Origin of the sequence: Bradyrhizobium sp. CSS354, from assembly GCF_029051725.1 — a bacterium.
Taxonomy (GTDB): Bacteria; Pseudomonadota; Alphaproteobacteria; order Rhizobiales; family Xanthobacteraceae; genus Bradyrhizobium.
This window is the reverse complement of sequence record NZ_JAACFU010000003.1, coordinates 565,011-579,322: the sequence shown is the minus strand read 5'-3', so window position 1 is coordinate 579,322 and position 14,312 is coordinate 565,011. Positions and strand designations below refer to the sequence as shown.

Genomic DNA, 14,312 nt, shown 5'->3' with positions numbered 1-14,312 from the left:
ATGGCGTACTGGCTGGTGAAATCCGAACCATCGGTGTGGTCCTGGGACCAGCAGGTGGCGAAAGGCGCCAAGGGCGAAGCCTGGACCGGCGTACGCAATTACACCGCGCGCCAGAATCTCGTCGCCATGAAGAAGGGCGACAAGGCGTTCTTCTATCATTCCAACGAGGGCAAGGAGATCGTCGGCATCGCGGAGATCGTCAAGGAAGCCTACCCCGATCCGACCGACAAGACCGAAAAATTCGTCTGCGTCGACATCAAGGCCGACAAGCCGTTGAAGATTCCGGTAACGATGGCCGCGATCAAGGCCGAGAAGAAGCTCGCCGACATGGCGCTGGTGAAATATTCGCGCCTCTCGGTGCAGCCGGTGACGGCCGAGGAATGGAAGCTCGTCTGCAAGATGGGCGGCATGTAGGCTTAGGTGCTGTAGCCCGGATGAGCGAAGCGGTATCCGGGACTACTGCTGCGATCCCGCATGTCGCTACGCTCATGCGGGCTACGATATCCCAGCTTGCGTCTCTGGCAGCGCAAACACCTCGCATGGCGCGGCGATGCCGCGCAGCGAATGCGATCCGAGCGCGATCAGAGGCATGTCGGTTTCGGCGGCGAGCGCGCCCGACACCAGCACGGTCTTTTCGAGCGGCTTGCACAATCCTTCGAGCCGGCTGGCGAGATTGACGGCGGGACCGATTGCCGTGAAATCGAGCCGGTTGGCGGCACCGATATTACCCCACAACATCTCGCCGAGATGCAGCGCCGCCCCGAACGCGAGCGGCGGCAATCCCTGGGAACGGCGCTCCGCGTTGAGATACGCCATCCCGGCTTCGGCTGCGCTCGCGGCACGCAGAGCTGCATCGCACGCTTGGCGCGGTGACGTCCCGACCACCGGAAAGATGGCGAGCACGCCGTCGCCGATGAATTTCAGCACCTCGCCGCCGAAGGCGTGAACCGCGCCGGCGATGCGATCGAACCAGGCATCGAGAGCCGCGATGACGTCGGCAGGCGGATTGGCTTCCGACAGGAGCGTGAAGTTGCGCAGATCGGCATAGAGCAGCGCGGCCTGTATGGTCTCGCCGAGATCGCGCCGCAGCGGTGCCGCCAGCACCCGCTCCGCGCTGCGCTTGCCGAGATAAGCATCCAAGGTCGCGCGCAACGTTGCACGCGCGGCAAGCACCGCAAGAGGTGTCGCGGCAAAACGCGCGGCCTGGCGCAATTGCTCGGTCTCGTCCGCGGTGAACGGGCGCGGCCCGATCCAGCCGAGCAACGGCCCGTCGGGCTGTCCGACCGCGTCTTCGTGCACCTCGCCGTCCGCGATGTCGCGCAGCCAGCGGCGGCCGGCATCGTTGGGTAGGTCGGGCGCGAGGCCGCCTGGTGCGAAGCCGAGCGCTTCGATCACCCGGCCGTTCTCCGCGCGCCACAACCAGGTCCGCTTCGCGATCAACGGATGCGGCACCTCCAGGGTCAGGCTGCCTGCCGCAAGCGGCACGCCGTCGGCGACCAGATGCGCGCCGAGGTCCGCGAGCAGGCGGTCGGCCCCGGCGCTATCGGCGGCGGCATCGACAAGCCAGGCGAGCGTCGGCGAGAGGTGCATGGCCCGATCATGACGAAGGCAGGACCTCTTTGTCACGGGCAATCCTTGACGGGCCGCCCGAGCGCCGCCATGTCCCACAGTCAGCCCAGGGATGATCGTCGATGACCGAACCGTTCATAGTGCGACGCGAGACCCAGATCGCCGCCCCACGGGCCACCGTTTTCGCTTACCTCACCGACCCCGAGAAGATTTTGAGCTGGATGGGTTCCGATGCGACCACGGAGCCGCATCCCGGCGGGGTATATCTGCTCAAAGGCATCGGCCCCCGCGGCGGCGTCGCCCGCGGCGCGTTCCGCGAAGTCGTGCCGGTGCATCGTCTTGCTTACACGTTTGGATGGGAGGGCGGCCAGGAGGTGCCGCCCGGCTCGAGCCTGATCGAGATCGACCTGATCGAACGCGACGGCGGCACATTGCTGCGCATGACCCATAGCGGGCTGCCGACCGAGGAACAGGCTGCCGCACACGCGACGGGATGGGCGCACTATCTGGGACGGCTCACGGCGGCAGCCGCGGGCGGCAATCCCGGTCCCGACAACGGCGTTTCCAACAAGGCGTAACGACGCCGAGGTCAGACCGCCCAGGTCAGACCGCCGCGGTCGCCACCACCTGCTGCAAGAGCTGCTCGCGCCTGGCCTGCGAGCGCTGGCCCTTCATGGTCGCGGCGAAGCGTTCGAGGATGCCGTCCTCGAACGCGGTGACGATGGTGTCGTGAACATAGCTCTTGCGGCAGATCGCCGGCGTATTGGAGAGCTGGTCGGCAGCGCCGCGGATCGCCTCCAGCACCTGCTTCTTGCGGCCACGCTGGCTGGTCGCCGGCGTGATCCGCGACAGCGATTCCACGACGACGGCAGAGGCCATCAGCGTGCGGAAATCCTTCAGCGATATCTTGATGCCGGCGATCTCGCGCAGAAACGCGTTCACCTGCGTGGTGCTGACCGCGCGCACGATGCCATAGGGATCGCGATACTGGAACATGCGCTTGCCGGGAACGCCCTGCAAAATGCCGATGGCGCGCACGAGCTTGGCCGCGTCGCACTCCTTGCGCACGGCCTTGCCGCCCTTCGCCTTGAACGTCAGCACGAAGCTGTCGTCTTCCAGCGAGACGTTGGACTTCAGCAGCGTGGTGGCCCCGCGGGTGCCGTTGAGACGGGCATAGGATTCATTGCCGGGGCGGATCGCGGTGCGCGCAATCAGTTCGATGACGGCCGAGAGCGCGAACTCGCGGGTCGGCTCGTCGCCTGACAGGAACGCCGAGACCTTGCGCCGGATCTTGGGCAGCGCGCCGACGAGCTTTTCCAGGCGATGCGCCTTGCGTTGCTCGCGGACCTTCTCCCAATCGGCGTGATAGCGATATTGCAGCCGGCCCGCGGCATCGCGTCCCACCGCCTGGAGATGCGTGCTCGGATCGGCCGAGTAGCGCACCTCGCGATAGGCCGGCGGCACCGCCATGGAATGCAGCCGCCGAATGGTGCGGGCATCGCGGATGTGGGCGCCGTTGGGCCGCACGAACGAATAGCCCTTGCCACGCCTGATGCGGCGGATGGTCAGCTCGTTCTGGTCGCCGAGCCGCAGGCCCAGCTCCTTGGCGAGGGCCTCGACCGTCGCCGCAGGCGCCGCGTCGAACACTTTTTTCGGGCTGGGACGGCCGGAACCGGCTGGTTTCGGCCATTGTCCGAGGGCTTTGGCCAGCGCAATGGCTGCAGGATCGGCTGAAGCGGGCCGCAAAGTCCCGAGATTCTGCTGATCCATCATAGTCTTATGCCTTAGTCCTGTTTGTTATCGGTCAATGCCGCTGTTCTGATTTTTGTTCCAAGGGGCCTCGTTGGACCCGGGTTGGCCATTTAGGGTGTTCCGAACCGCATTGCGAGTCCCGAATCAGTGAGAGGCGGTTTCTAAATACCTCTGCCGGGTGCATGGCGCTCTGCGCGGGCCCCTTCCGAGGATCTGGGTAAAGACCCGAAAGCCGCCCGTCGCCCTGTTTCAAAACTGCGACAGTCGCACGAAGCGGCTTGATGCTCCGCATGGCAGGCTGCTCGCCGAAGGTCCAGCTTGTGCACCTTGTCGGGTCCGGTTAGCCCGACGCATAATCGGTTCAACGATCAAGTCGGCTCGCCAGCGGTCTGCGCTCGGCTTGCCGTATGTGGAGGGAAGCATGTCCGAGAAGATCTACGACGTCCCCGCGGAATGGGCGAAGCGCGCCTGGGTCGATCAGGCCAAGTACAAGGACATGTACGCCCGCTCGATCTCGGACCCGAACGGTTTCTGGGCGGAGCAGGCCAAGCGCATCGACTGGATGCACGCTCCGACGAAGATCGAGAACGTCTCCTTCGCGCCCGGCAACATCTCCATCAAATGGTTCGAGGACGGCATCCTCAACGTCGCCCATAATTGCATCGACCGGCATCTCCACAGCCGCGCCAACCAGACAGCGATCATCTGGGAAGGCGACGATCCCTCGCAATCCCGGCACATCACCTACAAGGAGCTGCACGACGAGGTCTGCCGGATGGCCAACATCCTGCGCACCCGGAACGTCAAAAAGGGCGACCGCGTCACCATCTACCTGCCGATGATTCCGGAGGCGGCCTATGCGATGCTGGCCTGCGCGCGGATCGGCGCGATTCACTCCGTGGTGTTCGCCGGCTTCTCGCCCGACAGCCTCGCCCAGCGCATCAACGACTGCCAGTCCAAGGTGATCATCACCGCGGATGAGGGCCTGCGCGGCGGCAAGAAGGTGCCGCTGAAGGCCAATGTCGACGCGGCGCTCGCCAAGGCAGACGGCGTCGACTGGGTCGTCGTGGTCAAGCGCACCGGCGGCAAGATCGACATGAACCCGACGCGCGACCTCTGGTATCACGAGGCTGCCGCGATGGTGACGACGGAATGCCCGGTCGAGCACATGCACGCCGAGGATCCGCTGTTCATCCTCTACACCTCGGGCTCGACCGGCCAGCCCAAGGGCGTGCTGCACACCTCCGCCGGCTATCTCGTGTTCGCCGCGATGACGCATCAATACGTCTTCGACTATCACGACGGCGACATCTACTGGTGCACCGCCGACGTCGGCTGGGTCACTGGCCACAGCTACATTCTGTACGGACCGCTCGCCAACGGCGCGACCACGCTGATGTTCGAAGGCGTGCCGAATTATCCGGATAATTCGCGATTCTGGAACGTCATCGACAAGCACAAGGTCAACATCTTCTACACCGCGCCGACCGCGATCCGCGCGCTGATGCAGAGCGGCGACGCGCCCGTGAAGAAGACCTCGCGCGCCAGCCTGCGCCTGCTCGGCTCGGTCGGCGAGCCGATCAATCCGGAAGCCTGGGAGTGGTATCACCGCGTCGTCGGCGACGAACGCTGCCCGATCGTCGACACCTGGTGGCAGACCGAGACCGGCGGCATTTTGATCACGCCGCTGCCCGGCGCCACGAAGCTCAAGCCGGGCTCGGCGACCCAACCGTTCTTCGGCGTGGTGCCTGAGATCGTCGACGCCGACGGCAAGGTGCTGGACGGCGAGACATCAGGCAATCTGTGCCTGACGCGGTCATGGCCGGGCCAGATGCGCACGGTCTATGGCGACCACGCCCGCTTCGAACAGACCTATTTCTCGACCTACAAGGGCAAGTATTTCACGGGCGACGGCTGCCGGCGCGATGCCGACGGTTATTACTGGATCACCGGCCGTGTCGACGACGTCATCAACGTCTCCGGTCACCGCATGGGCACGGCGGAAGTCGAGAGTGCGCTGGTCGCACACGAGAAGGTCTCGGAAGCCGCCGTGGTCGGTTACCCGCACGACATCAAGGGCCAGGGCATCTACGCCTATGTGACCCTGATGGCCGGCGTCGAGCCGAGCGACGAACTGCGCAAGGAGCTCGTCACCTGGGTGCGCAAGGAGATCGGCCCGATCGCTGCGCCCGACCAGATCCAGTTCTCGCCAGGCCTGCCCAAGACCCGCTCCGGCAAGATCATGCGCCGCATCCTGCGCAAGATCGCCGAGGACGAGCCGGGCAGCCTGGGCGACACCTCGACCTTGGCCGATCCCGGCGTGGTCGACGACCTCGTCAAGAATCGGCAGAACAAGAAGTCCGCGTAAGGCAGTCCCGTGTCCCGGACGCAGCGCAGCGCTCCTTCGCGGTGCGCTGCTGAGCCGGGGCCCATGCAACGGCAGACTCTGTGGCTTTCTATGCCCCGGCTCTGCGTCGCACCGCTTCGCGCTGCGCCGCGTCCGGGACACGAGACCGCATCTCCGCGTTAGCGCCTCCCGGACAACGGCCGTTCACATCTTCACGCACTTGTCAGGCCGCGCGCCGGCGCCCGGGCATCTTTCCGGGCAAGTGTTGTTTTCAGGTCATTTACTTTGTTTCGAACATTTCCTTTGTTCCCCCTGCTGGCTGGCCCTTGGCGGCCGTGCGTGGAAACCATCCGGTTAACAGGCGCGGTTAAGAATGTCCCCTAACGAGGACTTGGTGAGCCGGAGATTGCCGGTTTTGCGTAATTTTGGACGGTCCGTTCGGGGCAAGGGGAAAATCGATGTCGATGAGGATTGCTGTGGCGCTGGCCGCCACCATTGGGGCTGGGGTGATGATGTCGACGGCGGCGCAGGCGCGGCCGGAAATGGTGGGGACGCACCTGGCCGACTATTCGCCGGGCACCATCGTGGTCAAAACCAACGAGCGTCGGCTCTATCTCGTCCTCGATAATGGCCACGCCGTGCGCTACCCGGTCGGCGTCGGCAAGTCCGGCAAGCAGTGGGCCGGCACCACCCGCATCGACGGCAAGTACCGCAATCCGGCCTGGTCGCCGCCTGCCGAGGTGAAGCGCGACAAGCCGAGCATCCCGGACGTCATCCCGGGCGGCTCGCCGCGCAACCCGATGGGCGTCGCGGCGATGACGCTGTCCGGCGGTGAGTATGCCATCCACGGCACCAACGTGCCGGGCTCGATCGGCGGCTTCGTCTCGTATGGCTGCATCCGCATGCTCAACGACGACATCACGGATCTCTACAGCCGCGTCTCGGTCGGCACGACGGTGGTCGTGACGCGCTGATCGCCGGCATCAGGGCAAGACGGCAAGAGCCGCGTCTTTCGACGCGGCTTTTTTGTTACCAGAAGCGCCAGCTCCGCGCGCACCAGCCGTCGCGATGGCCGCCATTGTAGTTCCGCGCGTAGCCGCCGGCGAGCAACGCCGCCGAGACATTGGCCGTGCGTTTGGTCGCGACGTCAGCGAGAACGCGTCCGTATTTATCGGAGCCGAGATTGGTGATCACCACGCCACCCTGGCCGAGCAGATCGCGCAATGCGCGGGCCGCGGCTTCGGCCTTGTCCAGTTCCTCCTGGCAGGAGGCTTTCATCTCGGGTGCATCGATGCCGCGCAGGCGAACGCGCACCACGAGATCGCGGCCGTTGCGCTGACGAACGCGTGCGAGAAAGGTGTCGCCGTCAATGGTGCGAACGACGTCGACCGGCTCACGGACGTCAGGATTGGCCTGCTGTAAGATGATTTCGGCGTCCCGCGACTGACCGTCAGTCGCATGAGGGAAGGGCCAGTTCATCCCGTGCCGGAACGTGAACACCACGGCCACCACGATTCCGACCACGAACATCCACGGCAACAGGCCTGAGAAGCGGCGGCCAAACGGCGAGCCGCTGTATGAAGGCCGATACGGATGGCTTGGATCGAAACGCGACATCCGCGCACGCTAGGGCTGAGTCGGGCAGTACGGCAAGCGAGCCTCAAAAGGCAAGCTTCAGAAGTCGGAAGCGATGCCCTTGCGCTCCCAATCGCCATAGCGGGTCGGTTCGGGTCCTTTTGGGCCCTGCAACTCCTTTGGCGCCGCCTGGCCGTTGTTTTTGGCTCGGACTGCCGCAGCCTGCCGGCGCGCGTCGGCCTCGGCCAGCGCACGCTGGGCGGCCGGCGTAAGCTGCTTGCGGTCGGGAACAGGAGGCTGGTCACTCATCGTAGGCTTTCTAGCGCGGGACGGCGCACGGCGCGACGCCCAATAACGCATTCCTGAAATGGCGCCGAAAGGGCTGAAAAAACCCGGAAGCGATTCTTACATTTGGCATATTCGCGTGCCAGAGATCGCCTTCTCAAGGCATGCGCCCATTACGGCGAACTGCCGCTCGCTCAGAACCTTGTTTCCGCATGCCTTCTCAACGTTTCGCTCCTCCATCCGAAGTGCCCGGTCTCGCGGCGCGGCGGATTGCCGCCGACATCGTCGACGGCGTGCTGCAAAAGCACCGCACGCTTGACGAGCAGCTCGATGGCAGCGGCGCCCATCCCGGACTGAAGACGCTCCCCGACCGCGACCGCGCGCTGATGCGCCGCCTGGTCGCCACCGTGCTGCGCCGGCTCGGCACGCTCGGCCATGTGCTGTCTCGGTTGCTCGACAAGGGCATTCCCTCCGACGCGCCGCGCGCGCAGAGCGCGCTGTTGATCGGCGCCGCCCAGATCCTCTGGATGGACGTGCCCGATCACGCGGCCGTCGATCTTTCCGTTCGCCTCGTGCAATCCGACCGGCGCGCCGCGCGCTATGCCGGCCTCGTCAACGCCGTGCTGCGCCGCTGCGCCCGCGAGGGCAAGGCGCTGGTGGACGAGGTTGCGGCACAGTCGCTGGATCTGCCGCCCTGGATGGTCGCGCGCTGGCGCGCGCATTACGGAGAGACGGGCGCAAGAGACATGGCGCTCGCGCTCAGCCACGACCCTTCGCTGGATCTGACCGTGAAGTCGGACGCCGCGCAATGGGCGAGCCGCTTACATGGCGAGGTGCTGCCGACCGGATCGGTGCGTACGGTGCTGCATGGCGCGGTGACCATGCTTCCCGGCTTCGCCGAAGGACAATGGTGGGTGCAGGACGCCGCCGCTGCGCTGCCAGCTCGGCTGTTCGGCGACATCAAGGGCAAATCCATCGCCGATCTCTGCGCCGCTCCCGGCGGCAAGACCGCGCAACTGGCGCAGGCCGGCGCGCACGTCACGGCCATCGACCGCTCGCCCGCCCGGGTGGCGCGGCTGCGCGAGAATCTGATGCGGTTGTCGCTCCAGGCCGAGACCGTCGTCGCCGACGCCGTGGAATGGGCGGGTCCGGCCGATGGCTTCGACGGCATCCTGATCGATGCGCCCTGCACCTCGACCGGGACGATCCGCCGCCACCCCGATGTCTCCTGGCTCCGGCAGGAATCCGACATCGCGGCAATGACCGTGCTCCAGCGGCGGCTGCTGCAAAAATCGATCTCGCTGCTCAAGCCCGGCGGGACGCTGGTCTACTGTACCTGCTCGCTGGAACCCGAAGAGGGCGAGCATGCGGTCGCCGCGCTGCTGGCCACAGAGCCTGGGCTTCGCCGGGTTCCTATCGATGCGTCCGAGGTGTCGGGACTCAGCGAGATCGTCACCGCCGAGGGCGATTTGCGCACTCTGCCCAGCCATCTGCCGAACGCCGATCCCAAGCTCGGCGGGCTCGACGGCTTTTTCGCGGCCCGGCTCGTTAAATCCTGATTTTGCACTGGATTTTGCAACCACGGCGCTGATTCGCGTCGTTCAAGGTGGTGTCGGCCGTCCGATTTTGGGATTAATAAGGATTCGGCGGAATCCTCTCCCCCCATCAAGGCAAGGCGTGTCGGTCGCTCAACGCAGACGTATCTCGACGCTGGTGATGAACCGCTTCGCGCGGAACATGCTCGCGCGCGCGAGCGGCGGTTCCGTCGCCCTGTCGCGGGTCTGGCCCGGCCGCGCCGACCGGCTGATCATCGCGCCGCATGATCTGCGCACCGCGGATGCGACCCGCGCCGCCGAGATCTATGCCGGCCGCTTCGTCTTCGCCGGCAAGATCGTCAATTGCCACGGCCGTTCGATCTTCGATCTCGAGCCGCCGTCGGAGGATTGGGAGGTTGCGCTGCTCGGCTTCGGCTGGCTGCGCCATTTGCGCGCCGCGGACACCGCGCTGACGCGCGCGAATGCGCGCTCGCTGATCGAGGACTGGATCGGCAACCCTGCCAGCAAGCGCCGTCCCGTCGCGCGACGCGCCGACGTGCTGGCGCGACGCGTGATCTCCCTGCTGTCGCAGGCACCGCTGGTGCTCAACGATACCGACAACAAATTCTACCGTCGCTATCTGCGCGCGCTGGCGCGCGAAATCCGCTTGCTGCGCTACACCATGGTCAACATTCCCGACGGAGTGCCGAAGCTCCAGGTGCTGATCGCGCTATGCTATGCGGCGCTGTGCCTCGCCAACCAGGCAAGTCACATCCGCAGCGCCTCAAAAAAGCTCTCCGATGAATTGCAGCGGCAGATCCTGCCCGACGGCGGGCATGTCTCGCGCAACCCGGGCGCGCTGATCGAGCTGTTGATCGACCTGTTGCCGTTGCGGCAGACCTTTGCCGCACGCAACATCGCGCCGCCGCCCGCGCTGCTCAACGCGATCGACCGCATGATGCCGATGCTGCGCTTCTTCCGCCACGGCGACGGCAATTTCGCGCTGTTCAACGGCATGAGCGCGACGCCCTCAGACCTGCTTGCCACGCTGCTTGCCTATGACGACACCCACGGCGCGCCGATGTCGAACATGCCGCATACCGGTTTCCAGCGCCTCGATGCCGGCCAGACCACTTTGATTATCGACACCGGCCCGCCGCCGGCTGCCAGCGTCAGCCACGACGCCCATGCCGGCTGCCTGTCGTTCGAACTGTCCTCCGGCATCAGCCGCATCGTCACCAATTGCGGCATGCCGACTACGGGCCGCGACAATTGGCGGCCGTTCGCACGCGGCACGGCGGCGCATTCGACGCTGACCTATCACGACACCTCGTCATGCCAGTTCGTGGAGATGTCGGCGATGAAGCGGCTCTTGCACGGCGCTCCGGTCACCAGCGGTCCCGTCGAGGTCGAGAGCTATCGCGAAATCGTGCAGAACGGCACGCTGCTCACGACATCGCATGACGGTTACCTGACAAAATTCGGCGCGATCCATCGCCGCGTGCTGATGATCGCCAATGACGGCGCGCGCATCGACGGCGAGGACACGCTGTCGCCGCCGCAAGGCGGACGCTTCAAGGGTGCCGATGCCGATTTCGCGCTGCGATTCCATCTGCACCCGGCGGTGAAGGCGAGCCGGCTGTCCGATGCCCGCGGCGTCATGCTGGTGCTGCCGAACCGCGACGTCTGGACCTTCGAGGCGCTCGACGACAAGGTGGAGCTGGAGGACAGCGTGTCGCTGGCCGGCAATGACGGCCCGCGCCGCACCGCGCAGATCGTGATCCGCCAGGATGCGCGACAGGCGCCCTCGATCCGCTGGAGTTTTGTCCGCTCCACCGCCTCGCCGGCGATCACGAATGCCCGCAGAAATGCGCGGCGGGAGCCGGAACTTCCACTGTAGACGCCCGCGATTCGGCCCCATCTGAGCGTTGTGAAAGCGACCGAAAACTGCTATCGAGCCCTCGCTCGCGCGACTGGCGACCTTGGATGGAGCACCATCGGGAAGCGCGGGACATAGCTGCCGCGCGCCTGGGCATTACTCCTTCAGACAGAGGATCTTGCTCATGACTGACCATCCCCGCCGCGTCACCCGCGCCCTTCTCTCCGTTTCCGACAAGACCGGTCTGATCGAATTCGCGAAGGCGCTTGCCGCGCACGATGTCGAGCTGATCTCGACCGGCGGCACCGCAAAGGCGATCGCCGCGGCCGGCCTCAAGGTGAAGGACGTCTCCGAGCTGACCGGCTTCCCCGAGATGATGGATGGCCGCGTCAAGACGCTGCATCCGAAGGTGCATGGCGGCCTGCTCGCGATCCGCGACAACAAGGACCATGCGGAAGCGATGACCGCGCATGGCATCGCGCCGATCGATCTCCTCGTCGTCAATCTCTATCCGTTCGAAGCAACCGTCGACAAAGGCGCGGGCTTCGAGGATTGCATCGAGAACATCGATATCGGCGGCCCCGCGATGATCCGCGCCGCCGCGAAGAACCATGACGACGTCGCCGTCGTGGTCGAGGCGGAGGACTATCAGGCCGTGCTCGACGAGCTCGCCGCCAACAGCGGTGCAACCACGCTGAAGCTGCGCCGGCGCCTTGCCGCCAAGGCTTACGCGCGCACTGGCGCCTATGACGCCGCGATCTCGAACTGGTTCAACCGCCAGCTCGAGATCGACGCGCCCGATTTCCGCGCCTTCGGCGGCAGGCTGATCCAGTCGCTGCGCTATGGCGAGAATCCGCACCAGACCGCGGCGTTCTATGCAACGCCCGACAAGCGGCCGGGCGTCTCGACTGCACGGCAGCTCCAAGGCAAGGAGCTCTCCTACAACAATATCAACGACACCGATGCGGCCTATGAATGCATCGGCGAGTTCGACGCCAAGCGCACCGCGGCCTGCGTCATCGTCAAGCATGCCAATCCCTGCGGCGTCGCGGAGGGATCCGACCTCGTCAGCGCCTATCGCAAGGCGCTGGCCTGCGACTCCACCTCGGCCTTCGGCGGCATCATCGCGATGAACCGCGCACTCGATGCCGACACCGCGCGCGAGATCACGAAAATCTTCACCGAGGTCATCATCGCACCCGACGCAAGCGAGGAAGCCATCGCCATCATCGGCGCGCGCAAGAACCTGCGCCTGCTGCTCGCCGGCAGCCTGCCCGATCCGCGCGCGCCCGGCCTCACCGCCAAGACGGTGGCCGGCGGTCTCCTCGTGCAGAGCCGCGACAATGCCGTGGTCGACGACATGACCTTCAAGGTTGTCACGAAGCGCGCGCCCACTGATGCCGAGATGCGCGACCTGAAGTTTGCTTTCCGTGTCGCAAAACACGTCAAGTCCAACACCATCATCTATGCCAAGGATCTCGCCACGGTCGGCATCGGTGCCGGCCAGATGAGCCGGGTCGATTCAGCGCGGATCGCGGCACGCAAGGCTCAGGATGCGGCCGCCGAGCTGAAGCTCGCCGAACCGCTCACCAAGGGCTCGGTGGTGGCGTCGGATGCGTTCTTCCCGTTCGCCGACGGCATGCTCGCCTGCATCGAGGCCGGCGCCACCGCCGTGGTGCAACCCGGCGGCTCCATGCGCGATGACGAGGTCATCAAGGCCGCCGACGAGCACGGCATCGCCATGGTGTTCACGGGCACGCGGCACTTCAGGCATTAGGTCTGTCGTGCACTAAACTCTCAACGGGTCGTCCCGGCGAAGGCCGGGACCCATAGCCCCAGGAAGTAGTTTGGTGTGCGGTACTAGCCGCGTCGCGGCAACGAGAAATCACGCGGTATGGGTCCCGGCCCCCGTGCGCAATTGCGCACTAGGCCGGGACGACACTAATTTTCCCGCACCCGCATCAACAGCGCCAGCCCCGCGACGAAGAACACCACCAGCACGGCCATGCCGGCCTTCTGGCTCGCCGTCACCGCGGTGATCACGCCGATCAGGAGCGGGCCGATGAAGGACGTCACTTTCCCCGTCAGTGCGAACAGACCGAAATACTGCGCGATGCGGTCCTTCGGTGCGAGACGGATCAGGAGCGTGCGTGAGGCCGCTTGCAGCGGACCGCCGGCTGCACCGATCAGGCAGCCAAGCACCAGATAAGCGCGCTCCGACGCAGCGGCAAACAATGCACCGCCGGGCGCGGGCGGCGCGACCTTGATGAAGAAGATCGAATCCTTGTCGACCAGCAGGATCGCCGCCAGCGCCAGCAGCAGGACCAGCATGCTGCCGGCGATCACGCGCTTCGGCCCGAAGCGATCGTCCAGCTTACCGCCAAACCACGCGCCAAACGCGCCGGCGATCGCGAGCATGATGCCAAAGGTGCCGATCTGGATCGTGTGCCAGCCGAACGTGCCAGCCGCATAGATGCCGCCGAAGGCAAACAGCGACACCAGACCGTCGGTGTAGATCATGTTGGCGAGTAGAAACGCGGCAAGCGATTTCTGCTGCGGCAGCCCCTTGATCGATTGCTTCAGCTCCGACAGGCCTTCGTGCAGTGCCTCGCGCACCGGACGCTTCGCCGGATAGTCCGGAGTGAACAGGAACATCGGCGTCACGAAAATGATGAACCAAAGCCCGGTCAACGGTCCCGCGGCGCGGTCGCCTTGACGGCTGACGGGATCGAGCCCGAACAGCGGCGTAAAGCCGAGCAGCGTGCGGCCGGTCTCGGGATTCGCGGCGAGCAGGCCGAGCACGATGATCAGGCTAACGATGCCGCCGACATATCCCGTCGCCCAGCCGGTGCCGGACAGCCGTCCGATACGCTCCGGCGGCACCAGCGTGGGCATCATCGCATTGTTGAAGAGAGTGGCGAATTCCGCGCCGACGCTGGCGAGCGCGACCGCGGTGAGCAGCGGCGGAATGATCGAGGGATCGCCCGGCTTGCCGATCCACAGCGTGCAGGATGCCAGCACCAACACGGCACCGAATCCGGCGATCCACGGCTTCCTGCGACCCGAAGCATCGGCAATAGCCCCCAGCACCGGCGACATCAGCGCGATTGCGAGGCCCGCGGCAGCCATCGCAAAGCCCCACAGCGATTGCCCGGTGGCGGGATTCGGCGCAATGCCGGTGGCAAAATACGGCGCGAACACGAAGGTCGTGATCAGCGTGAAGTAAGGCTGCGCCGCCCAGTCGAAGAAGATCCAGCTGACGACGGCCCTGCGCTGCGGATAGGTCCGCTGCGCGCCGGCGATGCGCGCATCCGGGGCGATCGTCGTCACTCCACAATCCTCATCACGAACAGTTTTGCCTCTGTCGAAA

12 protein-coding genes and 1 riboswitch are annotated in these 14,312 nt (G+C 65.6%); of the genes, 7 read left to right on the top strand and 5 right to left on the bottom strand.

The features are described 5' to 3' along the window. Window positions 1-414: an EVE domain-containing protein gene (locus GWG67_RS09750; RefSeq protein WP_007598686.1), complete on the top strand. Its 414-nt coding sequence runs from the start codon at window positions 1-3 to the stop codon at window positions 412-414. 81 nt (window positions 415-495) lie between these two features. Here GWG67_RS09750 and GWG67_RS09745 read toward each other — a convergent pair whose 3' ends face one another. Beyond that, complete coding sequence (locus GWG67_RS09745) at window positions 496-1,590, bottom strand: adenylate/guanylate cyclase domain-containing protein (RefSeq protein ID WP_275169068.1); 1,095 nt, start codon at window positions 1,588-1,590, stop codon at window positions 496-498. A 101-nt stretch (window positions 1,591-1,691) separates the two neighbouring features. Between GWG67_RS09745 and GWG67_RS09740 the strand changes: the two genes are divergently transcribed. Next, complete coding sequence (locus GWG67_RS09740) at window positions 1,692-2,147, top strand: SRPBCC domain-containing protein (RefSeq protein ID WP_275169066.1); 456 nt, start codon at window positions 1,692-1,694, stop codon at window positions 2,145-2,147. Between the two features lie 25 nt (window positions 2,148-2,172). Here GWG67_RS09740 and GWG67_RS09735 read toward each other — a convergent pair whose 3' ends face one another. After that, window positions 2,173-3,342 (bottom strand): DNA topoisomerase IB, encoded by a 1,170-nt coding sequence (locus GWG67_RS09735; RefSeq protein WP_275169065.1) that lies wholly within the window; start codon window positions 3,340-3,342, stop codon window positions 2,173-2,175. A gap of 400 nt (window positions 3,343-3,742) precedes the next feature. On the opposite strand from GWG67_RS09735, the gene acs reads away from it, so the two are divergent. Both acs and GWG67_RS09725 read left to right on the top strand, forming a co-directional pair. Next, the gene (gene acs, locus GWG67_RS09730; protein ID WP_275169063.1) at window positions 3,743-5,689 is read left to right on the top strand and encodes an acetate--CoA ligase; all 1,947 of its coding nucleotides are present in this window, start codon (window positions 3,743-3,745) and stop codon (window positions 5,687-5,689) included. A gap of 437 nt (window positions 5,690-6,126) precedes the next feature. Beyond that, window positions 6,127-6,642 (top strand): L,D-transpeptidase, encoded by a 516-nt coding sequence (locus GWG67_RS09725; RefSeq protein ID WP_275169062.1) that lies wholly within the window; start codon window positions 6,127-6,129, stop codon window positions 6,640-6,642. A gap of 55 nt (window positions 6,643-6,697) precedes the next feature. Here the strand turns inward: GWG67_RS09725 and GWG67_RS09720 are convergent, their stop codons facing one another. Both GWG67_RS09720 and GWG67_RS09715 read right to left on the bottom strand, forming a co-directional pair. Next, window positions 6,698-7,285, bottom strand: a complete 588-nt coding sequence (locus GWG67_RS09720) for a thermonuclease family protein (RefSeq protein WP_275169060.1) — start codon at window positions 7,283-7,285, stop codon at window positions 6,698-6,700. 57 nt (window positions 7,286-7,342) lie between these two features. After that, window positions 7,343-7,552, bottom strand: a complete 210-nt coding sequence (locus tag GWG67_RS09715; RefSeq protein WP_275169058.1) for a DUF1674 domain-containing protein — start codon at window positions 7,550-7,552, stop codon at window positions 7,343-7,345. Between the two features lie 188 nt (window positions 7,553-7,740). Between GWG67_RS09715 and GWG67_RS09710 the strand changes: the two genes are divergently transcribed. The 3 genes from GWG67_RS09710 (at window position 7,741) to purH (ending at window position 12,719) form a co-directional block, all read left to right on the top strand. Continuing rightward, the gene (locus GWG67_RS09710) at window positions 7,741-9,087 is read left to right on the top strand and encodes an RsmB/NOP family class I SAM-dependent RNA methyltransferase (RefSeq protein WP_275169056.1); all 1,347 of its coding nucleotides are present in this window, start codon (window positions 7,741-7,743) and stop codon (window positions 9,085-9,087) included. 157 nt (window positions 9,088-9,244) lie between these two features. Continuing rightward, complete coding sequence (locus tag GWG67_RS09705; RefSeq protein WP_275169155.1) at window positions 9,245-10,963, top strand: heparinase II/III family protein; 1,719 nt, start codon at window positions 9,245-9,247, stop codon at window positions 10,961-10,963. A 59-nt stretch (window positions 10,964-11,022) separates the two neighbouring features. Beyond that, window positions 11,023-11,104: riboswitch (ZMP/ZTP riboswitch) on the top strand. Between the two features lie 22 nt (window positions 11,105-11,126). Then, on the top strand, window positions 11,127-12,719 hold the full coding sequence (purH, locus tag GWG67_RS09700; protein WP_275169054.1) for a bifunctional phosphoribosylaminoimidazolecarboxamide formyltransferase/IMP cyclohydrolase: 1,593 nt from the start codon (window positions 11,127-11,129) through the stop codon (window positions 12,717-12,719). 164 nt (window positions 12,720-12,883) lie between these two features. Here the strand turns inward: purH and GWG67_RS09695 are convergent, their stop codons facing one another. Then, window positions 12,884-14,272: an MFS transporter gene (locus GWG67_RS09695; protein WP_275169052.1), complete on the bottom strand. Its 1,389-nt coding sequence runs from the start codon at window positions 14,270-14,272 to the stop codon at window positions 12,884-12,886. Window positions 14,273-14,312 lie beyond the last annotated feature (40 nt).